9 protein-coding genes and 1 pseudogene are annotated in these 12,985 nt (G+C 72.1%); 7 read left to right on the top strand and 3 right to left on the bottom strand.

Features of this window, described 5'->3' with window-relative positions; translation table 11 throughout:
- The first annotated feature begins 79 nt into the window (after window positions 1-79).
- Window positions 80-2,968: a vitamin B12-dependent ribonucleotide reductase gene (locus ABZ340_RS23290; RefSeq protein ID WP_358783736.1), complete on the top strand. Its 2,889-nt coding sequence runs from the start codon at window positions 80-82 to the stop codon at window positions 2,966-2,968.
- 89 nt (window positions 2,969-3,057) lie between these two features.
- On the opposite strand, the gene ABZ340_RS23285 is transcribed toward ABZ340_RS23290, so the two are convergent.
- Window positions 3,058-3,591 (bottom strand): TerD family protein, encoded by a 534-nt coding sequence (locus tag ABZ340_RS23285; protein WP_358783735.1) that lies wholly within the window; start codon window positions 3,589-3,591, stop codon window positions 3,058-3,060.
- A gap of 157 nt (window positions 3,592-3,748) precedes the next feature.
- On the opposite strand from ABZ340_RS23285, the gene ABZ340_RS23280 reads away from it, so the two are divergent.
- The 5 genes and pseudogenes from ABZ340_RS23280 to ABZ340_RS23260 all read left to right on the top strand — a co-directional run bounded on the left by ABZ340_RS23280 (window position 3,749) and on the right by ABZ340_RS23260 (window position 7,828).
- Entirely contained in the window at window positions 3,749-4,354 is a 606-nt protein-coding gene (locus ABZ340_RS23280; protein ID WP_358783734.1) for a YdbC family protein, read from the top strand.
- A gap of 108 nt (window positions 4,355-4,462) precedes the next feature.
- A pseudogene (locus ABZ340_RS23275) lies at window positions 4,463-5,123 on the top strand (histidine phosphatase family protein).
- Window positions 5,124-5,135: 12 nt separating this feature from the next.
- Window positions 5,136-6,044: an ADP-ribosylglycohydrolase family protein gene (locus tag ABZ340_RS23270; protein ID WP_358783733.1), complete on the top strand. Its 909-nt coding sequence runs from the start codon at window positions 5,136-5,138 to the stop codon at window positions 6,042-6,044.
- A 387-nt stretch (window positions 6,045-6,431) separates the two neighbouring features.
- Entirely contained in the window at window positions 6,432-7,133 is a 702-nt protein-coding gene (locus ABZ340_RS23265; RefSeq protein ID WP_358783732.1) for a ribonuclease HII, read from the top strand.
- A 68-nt stretch (window positions 7,134-7,201) separates the two neighbouring features.
- Complete coding sequence (locus ABZ340_RS23260) at window positions 7,202-7,828, top strand: hypothetical protein (RefSeq protein WP_358783731.1); 627 nt, start codon at window positions 7,202-7,204, stop codon at window positions 7,826-7,828.
- 287 nt (window positions 7,829-8,115) lie between these two features.
- Here the strand turns inward: ABZ340_RS23260 and ABZ340_RS23255 are convergent, their stop codons facing one another.
- Entirely contained in the window at window positions 8,116-8,730 is a 615-nt protein-coding gene (locus ABZ340_RS23255) for a hypothetical protein (protein ID WP_358783730.1), read from the bottom strand.
- A gap of 533 nt (window positions 8,731-9,263) precedes the next feature.
- The gene (locus ABZ340_RS23250; RefSeq protein WP_358783729.1) at window positions 9,264-11,429 is read right to left on the bottom strand and encodes a RecQ family ATP-dependent DNA helicase; all 2,166 of its coding nucleotides are present in this window, start codon (window positions 11,427-11,429) and stop codon (window positions 9,264-9,266) included.
- A gap of 256 nt (window positions 11,430-11,685) precedes the next feature.
- Here ABZ340_RS23250 and ABZ340_RS23245 point away from each other — a divergent pair.
- Window positions 11,686-12,985: DUF4192 domain-containing protein (locus tag ABZ340_RS23245; protein ID WP_358783728.1), on the top strand; the 1,300-nt coding region annotated here is incomplete at its 3' end.

Here is a 12,985-nt window from a genome sequence, read left to right as displayed (position 1 = left end):
CCGCGGCACCAGACAGAACACCGTGCCACGGAACAAACGGGGCACTTCAGGGCGTTTTCGCCCGTACATGGGAGGCGGCATGACAGAGACGGCGAGCGGTCCGGCACGGAGTTCCCGCGCCAAGAGCCCCAAGGCGGGCAAGGGACTGCGTATCGAGCGCATCCACACCACCCCTGGGGTCCACCCCTACGACGAGGTGGCCTGGGAGCGCCGTGACGTCGTCATGACCAACTGGCGCGACGGCTCGGTCAACTTCGAGCAGCGCGGCGTGGAGTTCCCCGACTTCTGGTCGGTGAACGCGGTCAACATCGTCACCAGCAAGTACTTCCGGGGCGCCGTCGGCACCCCGCAGCGCGAGACCAGCCTCAAGCAGCTGATCGACCGCATCGTGAAGACGTACCGGAAGGCCGGTGAGGACCACAAGTACTTCGCCTCGCCCGCCGACGCCGAGATCTTCGAGCACGAGCTGGCCTACGCCCTCCTGCACCAGATCTTCAGCTTCAACAGCCCGGTCTGGTTCAACGTCGGCACCAAGCAGCCCCAGCAGGTCTCCGCCTGCTTCATCCTGTCCGTCGACGACTCCATGGAGTCGATCCTCGACTGGTACAAGGAAGAGGGCATGATCTTCAAGGGCGGCTCCGGCGCCGGCCTGAACCTCTCCCGGATCCGCTCTTCCAAGGAGCTGCTGTCCTCCGGCGGCAACGCCTCCGGCCCGGTCTCCTTCATGCGGGGCGCCGACGCCTCCGCCGGAACGATCAAGTCCGGTGGCGCCACCCGCCGTGCCGCCAAGATGGTCGTCCTCGACGTGGACCACCCGGACATCGAGGACTTCATCGAGACCAAGGTCAAGGAAGAGGAGAAGATCCGCGTCCTGCGCGACGCGGGCTTCGACATGGACCTGGGCGGCGACGACATCACGTCCGTCCAGTACCAGAACGCCAACAACTCGGTCCGCGTGAACGACGAGTTCATGAAGGCGGTCGAGGAGGGCGGCAAGTTCGGCCTGCGTGCCCGCATGACCGGCGAGGTCATCGAGGAGGTCGACGCCAAGCAGCTCTTCCGCAAGATCGCGGAGGCTGCCTGGGCCTGCGCCGACCCGGGCATCCAGTACGACGACACCATCAACAACTGGCACACCTGCCCCGAGTCCGGCCGGATCACCGCGTCGAACCCGTGCAGCGAGTACATGCACCTGGACAACACGTCCTGCAACCTGGCCTCGCTGAACCTGATGAAGTTCCTGAAGGACGACGGCAAGGGCAACCAGTCCTTCGAGACCGAGCGCTTCCAGAAGGTCGTCGAGCTGGTCATCACCGCGATGGACATCTCGATCTGCTTCGCGGACTTCCCGACCCAGAAGATCGGCGAGAACACCCGCGCCTTCCGCCAGCTCGGCATCGGCTACGCCAACCTCGGCGCCCTGCTGATGGCCACCGGCCACGCCTACGACTCCGACGGCGGCCGCGCCCTCGCCGGCGCCATCACCTCCCTGATGACCGGCACGGCCTACCGCCGCTCCGCCGAGCTCGCCGCGGTCGTCGGCCCGTACGACGGCTACGCCCGCAACGCCGACGCCCACAAGCGCGTCATGAAGCAGCACGCCGACGCCAACGGCAAGGCCGTCCGCATGGACGACCTGGACACCCCGGTGTGGGCCGCCGCCACCGAGGCCTGGCAGGACGTGCTGCACCTGGGTGAGAAGAACGGTTTCCGTAACTCCCAGGCGTCCGTCCTCGCCCCGACCGGCACCATCGGCCTGGCGATGTCCTGCGACACCACCGGTGTCGAGCCCGACCTCGCGCTGGTCAAGTTCAAGAAGCTGGTCGGCGGCGGCTCGATGCAGATCGTCAACGGCACCGTCCCGCAGGCCCTGCGCCGCCTGGGCTACCAGGAGGAGCAGATCGAGGCGATCGTCGCCCACATCGCCGAGCACGGCAACGTGATCGACGCCCCCGGTCTCAAGCAGGAGCACTACGAGGTGTTCGACTGCGCCATGGGCGAGCGGGCCATCTCCCCGATGGGCCACGTCCGCATGATGGCCGCGATCCAGCCGTGGATCTCCGGCGCCATCTCCAAGACGGTCAACATGCCGGAGACGGCGACCGTCGAGGAGGTCGAGGAGATCTACTTCGAGGCGTGGAAGCTGGGCGTCAAGGCGCTCGCCATCTACCGCGACAACTGCAAGGTCGGCCAGCCGCTGTCGGCCAAGAAGAAGGACGACGACAAGAAGACCGAGGAGCAGCCCGCCGCGGCCGAGCCCAAGGTCGAGAAGGTCGTCGAGTACCGCCCGGTCCGCAAGCGCCTCCCGAAGGGACGTCCCGGCATCACCACGTCCTTCACCGTCGGCGGCGCCGAGGGTTACATGACGGCCAACTCCTACCCGGACGACGGCCTGGGCGAGGTCTTCCTGAAGATGTCCAAGCAGGGCTCGACCCTCGCGGGCATGATGGACGCCTTCTCCATCGCGGTCTCCGTCGGCCTCCAGTACGGTGTGCCGCTGGAGACGTACGTCTCGAAGTTCACCAACATGCGCTTCGAGCCGGCCGGTATGACGGACGACCCGGACGTGCGGATGGCGCAGTCGATCGTCGACTACATCTTCCGCCGTCTGGCGCTGGACTTCCTGCCCTTCGAGACGCGCTCCGCGCTCGGCATCCACTCCGCCGAGGAGCGCCAGCGTCACCTGGAGACCGGTTCGTACGAGCCGGCGGAGGACGAGGTCGACGTCGAGGGCCTGGCCCAGTCGGCGCCGCGCGCCCAGGAGCTGAAGGCCGTCGCCACGCCGAAGGCCGAGTCCGAGGTGGCCAAGCCCGCCCCGAAGCAGGCCCACACCAGCGCCGAGCTGGTGGAGATGCAGCTGGGCATCCAGGCCGACGCCCCGCTCTGCTTCTCCTGCGGTACGAAGATGCAGCGGGCCGGTTCCTGCTACATCTGCGAGGGCTGCGGTTCGACCAGCGGCTGCAGCTGAGCTGACGCGTAGAACCCCGTGAGCGAGGGGCGCCGGTCCATGGCCGGCGCCCCTCGCCCGTTCTCATGTCCTGCATGTCCTGACGGCGGTCAGGGCCGCCGCATGGCGCCCATGGTGCCGGTGAACGTCGTGGGGTCGCCCTCGAAGCCGTGGACGCCGGCGCGGAACTCCCACGCGCCGGTCTCGTCCCGCACGAACTCCGCGACCGACGCCGCCGTCGCCCCGAGGACGCCGCCGAAGTCGTCCTGGGCCAGATCGGTGTAGCCCTCACGGATACGGAGGCCGGGGTTGGTGACGTCGGCGAACGTACGGCGTCCGGGGCGCTGCTGGATGACGACACCGGCCACCACGCGCGCGTAGCGGGCGTCGAGCCGGTCCAGCTCCAGCGTCATGACCTCGTCGAAACCGAAGCCCTTGCCGTCCTGGCTGTCCCGGTTGAGGTAGATGGTGCCGTCGGGGGAGCGACTGTCGAAGTGCACCACGTAAGAGGGATCACCGTACGGATCGTCCGCCGGATAGGTCGCGGCGACGATGTCCAGATCCGCGGGCGGCTGCCCCGCGGGAGACGGGTCCCACCTCAGTGCGACTTCGACCTTGCGGATGCCCTTGCTGAGGCCGTTCACAGACCTTTCCCCTTCCCCGGTGCCGCCCTGCCGGTCCACCCCAACGGCCGGACAGCCGCGGCCGATTGCCCATCCTGCCACGCGCGCACGGCGTATACGGGCGGATGGTCCATCCGAGCGTGACCTGCGCCACCCTCCGGGGCCTTACCATGGCGCGGTGCTGGTCAAGTGGATTCGCTGCACCGTGGTGGACCGCCGCGGCTTCGAGCGGGGGCAGCGGAAGTGGGCGGGGCTTCTGGGGGAGCCGGGGTTCCGGGGGCAGGGCGGAGGGTGGAGCCGGGCGCGGCCCGGTGTGGCGCACATCTTCACCTTCTGGGAGAGCCGCGCCTTCTACGACTCCTTCATGGCGCGCTCCCACGACCGGCTGGCGGCGGCCCAGTCGGGCACCTTCAAGGACGCCCAGGTCAGGCTGTTCGACCACCGGTTCGACGTGAAGACCGGCTTCGAGCCGCGCTTCTCCGACGCCGACCTGCTGCGGGTGGCGCTGTGCCGCGTGCACGAGGCGCGGGCCGAGCACTTCGTGCTGATGCAGGAGAAGGTCTGGAACCCGGCGATGGCCGGCTCGCCCGGCATGGTCCGCGGCCTGTTCGGCGAGGCGCCGGGCAACGAGTACCTGGTGCTGTCGATGTGGCGGTCGGCCGCCGAGCACGGCAAGTACCGCGCCGAACGCGTGGAGCGGCTCGCCCTGCGGGCCCAGACGGAGGCCGACATCGCCGCCCTGACCGGGGACATCGTGGAACTGGAGCCCTCCTGGACGGTCTGACCTCCGGGACGTGCGCACCGGGGGCCGCGGCCCGGCAACCGTGTGACCCGCGTCGTACGGGGCCCGTCCGGGTGCCCGTCCGCTCCCGGCCCGCTCTAGGGTTTCGGCATGGCACGACCACGGCGCATCGTCCTCGTCCGGCACGGCGAGTCGACGGGCAACGTCGACGACTCCGTGTACGAACGCGAACCCGACCACGCGCTGGCGCTGACCGAACGGGGCCGGCGGCAGGCCGAGGAGGCGGGCAGGACGCTGCGCGAGCTGTTCGGCCGCGAGCGGGTCAGCGTGTACGTCTCCCCGTACCGCCGCACGCACGAGACACTGCGCGCCTTCCGCCTCGACCCCGAGCGCGTACGGGTCCGTGAGGAGCCCCGGCTGCGCGAGCAGGACTGGGGCAACTGGCAGGACCCCGAGAACGTGCGCCGGCAGAGGGCCTACCGGGACGCCTACGGCCATTTCTTCTACCGCTTCGCGCAGGGCGAGTCCGGTGCCGACGTGTACGACCGGGTGGGCGGCTTCCTGGAGAGCCTGTGGCGCAGCTTCGAGGCCCCCGACCACCCGCCGAACGTCCTGCTGGTGACGCACGGGCTGGCCATGCGGCTGTTCTGCATGCGCTGGTTCCACTGGACGGTCGCGGAATTCGAGTCGCTCGTGAACCCGGGGAACGGCGAGATGCGGGTGCTCGTTCTCGGGGAGGACGGCAAGTACACCCTCGACCGGCCCTTCGAGCGGTGGCGAGATCCGGAACCCGTACGGGATCACCGGATAGAGTGGCAGGGCGATGACCGCTGACTCCTCTTCCGACGGGCGCCTGGAGCGCGCCCTGGCGAGCCTGCGCGGACTGTCGGTGGGGGACGCGCTCGGCTCCCGGTTCTCCGTGCCGGTGAACTATCCGCTGCTGCAGCGCCGTGAGCTGCCGCCGGGCCCCTGGCCGTGGACGGACGACACGGAGATGGCCTGCTCCGTCGTCGCCGTGCTGGCCGCCCACCACCGCATCGACCAGGACGCGCTGGCCCACTCCTTCGCCGCCCACCAGGACGCCGGCCGGGGGTACGGCCCCGCGGTCGACCGCCTGCTCCGGCTGGTCCGGGAGGGCGGCGACTGGCGGGAGCTCTCCGCGGCGCTCTTCAACGGCCAGGGCTCCTGGGGCAACGGCGCCGCGATGCGCATCGCGCCGCTGGGTGCCTGGTACGCAGACGATCCCGAGCAGGCGACCCACCAGGCGGAGATCTCCGCCTACCCCACCCACCAGCACCGCGAGGCCGTGGTCGGCGCGATGGCCGTCGCCGCGGCCGCCGCCCTGGCCGCCGCGCCCGGCGTTCCGCCCCGCCCCGAGGCGCTCCTGGACGGCGTGATCGCGCTGGTGCCGAAGAAGAGCGCGGTGGGCGCGGGGCTCAGGCGCGCCCGTGACATGCTCGACTACGGAGACGCGGCCACGGTCGCGGCCGTACTGGGCTGCGGGCGGCGTACGACCGCCCACGACACGGTCCCCTTCGCCCTGTGGTCGGCCGCGCGGGCCCTCGGCGACTACGAGCAGGCCTTCTGGACGACCGCCCGGGTCGGCGGGGACATGGACACCACCTGCGCCATCGTCGGCGGGGTGCTCTCCTCCGGGAAGGCCGGGGCACCGCCCGCCGCGTGGGTGGAACGGACGGAGGTCCTGCCGGGCTGGGTGCCGGGGCCGGCCTGACCCCTGGACGGACCTCCGCGTACGCGTCGGGAACTCTCCGTGACCGGTTGCGCGTTGTCGTGGCATCGGCTGTGCGAGGCGGGGGACCAGGCCGCACCCCGCGTCCCCGGACCGGCTGGGCACGGCCGGCTGGAACGGCCTGACGAGGGAGGGGGGACCGCCCTGAGGGCTTCCGAGGCGGATGTCCTGCCCCGATTCGATGTGATGCTCTCCCTCGGGAGTTCGCGACTGCGAACATTCTGGCTGTGTTTCCGAAGAAGTGATCGGCCGGCTGATGGTTTTGCTGCTGTGGCGCGGCGGCGCCTGGAGGCGGGGCCGCGGCGGTGTGGCGGTGCTGGGGGGCCGGGGTGTCGAACGGGGTGCGGGGCGGCGTAACCTAGGGGCGCCATGCCGTACGAACCACCTACTCACACCGTCGAGCGCTCCCTGCGCGCCACGACCGGAGCGAAGGTCATTGCCGGTGTCGACGAGGTGGGGCGCGGCGCGTGGGCCGGTCCCGTCACCGTCTGCGCGGCGGTCACCGGACTGCGCCGGCCCCCGGAAGGGCTCACCGACTCCAAGCTCCTCACCGTCAAGCGGCGCACCGCGCTCGCCGAGGAACTGCAGAAGTGGGTGACGTCCTATGCGCTGGGACACGCCTCCCCGGAGGAGATCGACGACCTGGGGATGACGGCCGCGCTGCGCCTGGCGGCCGTGCGGGCCCTGGAGGCCCTGCCTGTCCGTCCCGACGCGGTGATCCTCGACGGCAAGCACGACTATCTCGGAGCACCCTGGAAGGTCCGTACGGTCATCAAGGGTGACCGGTCGTGTGTGGCGGTCGCGGCGGCCTCGGTGATCGCCAAGGTTCAGCGCGACAAAATGATGGCCGAACTGGGTGCCGACCATGCAGACTTCGGTTTCGCGGACAACGCCGGGTATCCGTCGCCCGTGCACAAGGCCGCACTGGAGGAGCGGGGCCCCACCCCGTACCACCGGTTGTCGTGGGCGTATCTTGATGGGCTGCCCCAGTGGCGGCACCTCAAGAGGGCCCGCAGCTGGGCGGAGGGAAGCGTTCCGGAAATCGAGGGCCAGCTCGGCTTCGATTTCTGACGGTTCCGCTCGTACGCATGTGCCACCCGCCGACGCGAGCCGCACCAGCGTTTGATAAACATCAGCTTATGCCTCTCATTCCCGAGGAGCCTCAGATTCACGAGAGTGCCCAGGGTCCCCGCGCCACTCCGGCCAGCGGCCGCACCGCGCCGACCCCCCGCCCCGTTCCCGGCCCCCGTCCCGCGGCTCCGTCGCGTCCCGGTCGTCCCGGGCCCCTCCGGCCCACGCCGCCGGCCCAACGTACGCCGCGCGACGTGGCCGCCAAGCCCGGACCGTCCGGTCCGGCCGCGCCCGCCGCCTCCACCACTCCGCAGATCCAGCTGGTCCCGGCCACGGCCGAAGGCGCGCTCGACGCGGCCGAGGAGGCCGTGGACCTGCTCCTGGACTCCGGCCGCGCCCCCGGTGACGTGCTGGTGATCACCACCGGTGAGCCACATCCGTGGGCCGCCCACGAGCTGTCCTTCGGCGAGACCGCCTACTGGGCGCAGCACGACGCGGGCGACGACGTCTTCTACGCCGACGCCGCCGTCGCGGACCGTGCCGCCGCGCGGCCCGTGGTCGTGGTCGCGGTCAACGGCGGTTCCGAGGCCGCTGCCGCCACCGCCCTGTCCCTGGCCCATTCCCGGGCCGGAGCCCTGCTGATCGTCTGCGGTGACCCGCAGCGGATCAACTCGGTGCTGGGCGCGGGCGTCTGAGCCGACCGGCCGCATCCGGCTGCACACCGGCGTGATGCCCGGGGTGTACCCGGAGGGGCCGGCCTGGTGTGTGCCGGGCCGGTTCCCGTGTGGTGGATGGTCTCCGTTCGTCCGGCCGGCCGGCCGGAGCGCTCCGGACCGGAGTTCTCCGGAGGCGGGCCGGGGCACCGGGTTTCCGGCAGCCGTGCAGTGTGGCTGTTCCGCCCCTGGAGTCCGGTCCGTCGTGCGGGTGTGTCCCCTGTGGTGTCCGGCGCGGTGTGCCCTCGGGGAACGAGGGCCGGAACGGCTCAGCGGGCCGTGGCGCGGCGCAGTACCTCCGAGGTGGTGCCGCCGGTGCGCGGAGGCGGGGGCGGTGCCACCGGCATGGTGAACGGCTCCGGTGCGGACGCCGCGTTGGGGCGACGGCCGCCACGGCCCTCGCCGAGGACCTGCCAGCCGTCCCGGGTGAGCGTGATGTAGGCCCCGCAGCGCAGCCCGTGCAGCGTGCACGCGTCGCGCAGCCCCCACATCCAGGCGCCGTCCTCCTCCGTCCACCGCGCGTCGCCCTCGCGGCAGTACAGCAGTACGGCGGTGCGCACGGGCGTGCGGCGCCGCAGGTCGTGCGGGACGATCCGGCGGAGCTGGGAGAGCAGCACGTTGCGGAGCATCCATCCGTCGGCCGGGGCCGGGCGGCCGGCGAACGAGGCGCTCGCGCGCAGCCGTTCGTCCGGATCGAGCACGGCCACGATCGCGGTGCCCGGCTTCGGGTGATGCCGGGAGTGCAGCCCGCCGACGACTTCCCGGGGGTTGCGCAGCAGCGGGATTCCGGCAGCGGCCCACTCCGCGGGTTCCAGCACGCGGTTGGCGGAAGCGGCGGGTGGTGACAACGATGCCGTCGAGGTCGAAGCGAATCCGAAGGACACGTTCCTCCCTTCGGCTACGCGCCCGTACTGCGGGCGAGGTCGGGTTCCTGGGGAGCGCGCACCGCAGCGAAGCTCTGCCGGATCACGGACGAGCCGTGCGGGGGCGGACTTCGATTCTTCCTGCCGAACTTGGATGCGGCAACGAGCAATTGGGACCGCCGACCGATAACGGACGATGCAGGTCTTATATCCCTACCCAGGTCATCGCCGGGTGAAGCATGGGGTGTTCGGGGCACGATGCCCCTCGGTGGGCGGGGCCGCGTACCTCCCGGTCGTCCACGGGGGTGCGCCGGACGTGTGTGCCGGACGCCGGGCGGCCCGCCGGGCCGCGGCCGACGGGTACGCGCGTGCTGAAGGGCGACATCCGCCGGGGGAGAAACCGCCGGGCACCGGGAGCCCCGGGAACGGCGGACCGCCGGGAGTGCCGAGGCGCTGGACTGCCGTACGGCCGCGCCTCGGCGGGCAGACCGCGCCGCCCGGTGCGAGCCCGGCCCGTCGGCGCGAGGGGCGTCCCTGCAGCGGCCGTCACGGGGTCACCCCTGAACGGCCAGGACCAGGGGCAGCACCCCCGGCGCGCCGGCGCGACGGAGCATCCGTGCCGCCACCGCGAGAGTCCAGCCGGTCTCGGTGTAGTCGTCCACGAGGAGAACCGGCCCCCGCAGATCGGCGAGCGCGGAGGCGAGAGCGGGCGGCACGGTCAGTGCTCCCGTGAGGGCCTTGAGACGCTGGGCGCTGTTGCTGCGGAACACGCGGGGCGCTTCCCCGGTGTACTCGACGCAGCCCAGCAGCGGCAGGCGGCCGACCGCGGCGATGTGGGCTCCCAGAGAGCCGACCAGCTGCGGCCGGGCCCGTGAGGCCATGGACACCACGCCGACGGGGCGCGGCGGGGCGTCCGGCGCGCCCGAGGCCCAGCCGCCGGGCCCCTTCGCCCAGTCGGCCAGGACTTCCACGACAGCCTTCGCCACGTCGTCGGGCACGGGCCCGTCCGGAGCGTGGGGCGCCAGCATCGGCCGCAGCCGGTTGCCCCAGCCGATGTCCGACAGCCGCCCCAGAGCCCGGCCCGGCGCGGCCTGCTCACCGGCGGGAATACGTCCCTTGAGATCGACGCCGACCGCGGGGAGCCCGGTCGGCCACATCCGGCGGGGCTCCACCTCGACCCCGGCCCGGCCCAGATCACCGCGCGCGGCGTCGAGCGCCTCGGCGGACGTGTCCGCGGTGAAGCGGGGGCCCGCGCAGTTGTCGCAGCGACCGCAGGGCCTGGCGGCCGTGTCGTCGAGCTGGCGTTGCAGGAACTCCATGCGGCAGCCCGTCGTGGACGCGTACTCGCGCATCGCCTGCTGCTCCGCCTTCCGCTGCCGCGCGACCCAGTCGTACCGCTCGGTGTCGTAGGTCCACGGCTGACCGGTCGCGATCCAGCCGCCCTTGACCCGCTTGACCGCCCCGTCCACGTCGAGCACCTTGAGCATGGCCTCCAGACGGGAGCGGCGCAGCTCCACCAGAGGTTCCAGGGCGGGCAGCGACATGGGGCCCTCCGCGCGCGCGAGGACGTCCAGCGTGCGGCGCACCAGCTCTTCCGGCGGAAAGGCCAGGGAGGCGAAGTACTCCCAGATCGCCTCGTCCTCCCGGCCGGGGAGGAGAAGCACCTCGGCATGCTCGACGCCGCGCCCGGCGCGCCCGACCTGCTGGTAGTAGGCGATGGGGGAGGAGGGCGAGCCGAGGTGCACGACGAAGCCCAGATCGGGCTTGTCGAAACCCATGCCGAGCGCGGAGGTGGCGACCAGGGCCTTGACCCGGTTGGCGAGCAGATCGTCCTCGGCCTGCTGCCGGTCGGCGTTCTCCGTCTTGCCGGTGTAGGAGGCGACGGTGTGACCGCGCTGCCGCAGAAAGGCCGTCACCTCCTCGGCGGCGGCCACGGTGAGCGTGTACACGATTCCGGAACCCGGCAACTCGTGAAGGTGGTCGGCGAGCCAGGCCAGCCGGTGTGCGGCGTCCGGCAGCCGCAGCACGCCCAGGCTGAGGCTCTCCCGGTCCAGCGGGCCGCGCAGCACCAGGGCGTCCGAGGCGCCCCCGGTGCCGAGCTGCTCCGCGACGTCCGCCGTCACGCGCGCGTTGGCGGTGGCGGTCGTCGCGAGCACGGGTACGCCGGGCGGGAGGTCGGCGAGCATCGTGCGCAGCCGCCGGTAGTCCGGGCGGAAGTCGTGGCCCCAGTCGGAGATGCAGTGCGCCTCGTCCACCACGAGGAGACCGGTCGCGGCGGCCAGCTTGGGCAGCACCTGGTCGCGGAAGTCCGGGTTGTTCAGGCGCTCCGGGCTCACCAGGAGGACGTCGACCTCGCCCGCGGCGATCTCGCTCTGGACGGTGTCCCACTCCTCGGTGTTGGAGGAGTTGATGGTCCGGGCGTGGATGCCGGCGCGGGCCGCGGCCTCCACCTGGTTGCGCATCAGCGCGAGCAGCGGGGAGACGATCACGGTCGGACCGCCGCCCCGGGCGCGCAGCAGCGCCGTCGCCACGAAGTAGACCGCGGACTTGCCCCAGCCCGTGCGCTGCACGACCAGGGCCCGGCGCCGGTCGGCGACCAGTGCCTCGATCGCCTTCCACTGGTCCTCGCGCAGCCGGGCGCTGCCCGAGGGGTCTTTGACGAGACGGGCGAGGACGGCGTCGGCGGCGGTCCGGAGGTCCGCGTTGCTCGTGTGCTCCATGCCTTCCATACAACAGGACGGGACTGACAACCGGGGGAGCGGGAGAGACCGAGGAGACGAGGGCTTGGTCACCGAGCCGGGGCGGCGGGGCCGGGTGGTGTCCGCGGGGCGGCGGTCACGGGATGGGGCCTGTGACACGGGATGGGCCCTGGTGAGCGGTGGCCGGTGAGTACGAGGACCGACAGCCTGGCATGTTCCTGGTCGTAGTTATCCACAGGTCAAAGCGGAACATTATGTTCCGCGAGATCGTCGACGCATGACGAACCACAGCGAAACGACGGGCCCCTCGGACAACGGAGGCGTCACCGGACGGCACCGGGCGGACCAGGTCGCCTGCACCGCGTACGACGGACACGCTGCCGAGCACCAGGTCACCCTGCGCACCCCGGCCGAACTGGCGGATGCCCTGCCCTACCTGCTCGGGCACCGCCCCGAGGACAGCATCGTCCTGGTCGCCCTGCACGACCGGGACGGCCGCGGCCGCTTCGGCGGCAGGGCGCGGCTCGGCATTCCCGCGCAGCCGGACGACTGGCCGTCCGCGGCCCGGCAGCTGGTCCACGGGCTGATCACCGGCGGCGAGCGCAGGGGCGCCCGGCCCGAGCAGATGGTCGCCTACGTCTGCCAGGAACCGCACCGGGGCCAGTCGGGGCGGGAGGTGATGGAACGCCTGCGGCCGCTGGTGCAGAAGCTGCGCGTCGAGTGCGGCGCCCTCGATGTCCCGGTGATCGAGGCGCTGTGCATCTCCGACGGCCGTTTCTGGTCCTACTGCTGCCCGGACGCGGCCTGCTGTCCGGCCGAGGGTACCCCCATGGGCCTGCCGGGCACGTCCGTGCTGGCCGCCGCCGCCACTTACGCCGGGATCCAGGTCCGCGGATCGCTGAGCGAGCTGCGTGCCAGGCTGCTGCCCTGGGAGAACTCCGCCGCCCTCGACCAGGAGGCCGCCCTGGACGCGGCCGGCCTGGCGCTGGTCCCGAGGATGCTCGACGAGACGAGCCGTGCGGACGTGGCCGAGGAGACGCTGGCACTGGCCGCGCGGATCATGAGCCGTCTGGCGGCCGCCCCGCCCGTGACCGGAACGCTCGCGGCGGATGCCCGCGACGACGAACTGGTCCGGTACGACGAGGCCGCGCGGCTGATCCTCGGGCTGCAGGACCGCACGACTCGTGACCGCGCGGCCGAGTGGATGGAGGGCGACGAGGCGGGACCCGCCCTCCGGTTGTGGCGGGCGCTGGCCCGGCGCTGCGTCGGGGCGTACCGCGAGCACGCCGCCCCGCCCCTCACCCTGGCGGGCTGGGTCGCCTGGTCCGCCGGTGACGAACTGGAGGCCCGGGAGGCGCTGGCCATGGCCTTGGGCGCCGACCCCCACTACCTCTTCGCCCGCCTCCTGCACCAGGCGTGCAACGAGGGTCTCGATCCGGAATCGGTACGTCGTTGCCTGCGTGCGGAGCGCGGCGGTCGCGGCGGCACCCCGACCGCCCCGACCCGGGTCACCCGGTGCCCCGCGGGCCCGGTGAATCCGCCGGGGGCGGCGGAGGCCGGGGGGCCGGGGGGGCCGA

It is taken from the genome of Streptomyces sp. NPDC006134 (assembly GCF_040628835.1).
Taxonomy (GTDB): domain Bacteria; phylum Actinomycetota; class Actinomycetes; order Streptomycetales; family Streptomycetaceae; genus Streptomyces.
This window is presented reverse-complemented; position numbering and strand designations above follow the sequence as displayed.

Bases quoted from the DNA above. Each gene is read 5' to 3' on its own strand.
- ABZ340_RS23290 (WP_358783736.1), top strand. From the start codon at position 80: ATGACAGAGACGGCGAGCGGTCCGGCACGGAGTTCCCGCGCCAAGAGC.
- ABZ340_RS23270 (WP_358783733.1), top strand. From the start codon at position 5,136: ATGACCGCTGACTCCTCTTCCGACGGGCGCCTGGAGCGCGCCCTGGCG.
- ABZ340_RS23265 (WP_358783732.1), top strand. From the start codon at position 6,432: ATGCCGTACGAACCACCTACTCACACCGTCGAGCGCTCCCTGCGCGCC.
- ABZ340_RS23260 (WP_358783731.1), top strand. From the start codon at position 7,202: ATGCCTCTCATTCCCGAGGAGCCTCAGATTCACGAGAGTGCCCAGGGT.
- ABZ340_RS23250 (WP_358783729.1), bottom strand. From the start codon at position 11,429: ATGGAGCACACGAGCAACGCGGACCTCCGGACCGCCGCCGACGCCGTC.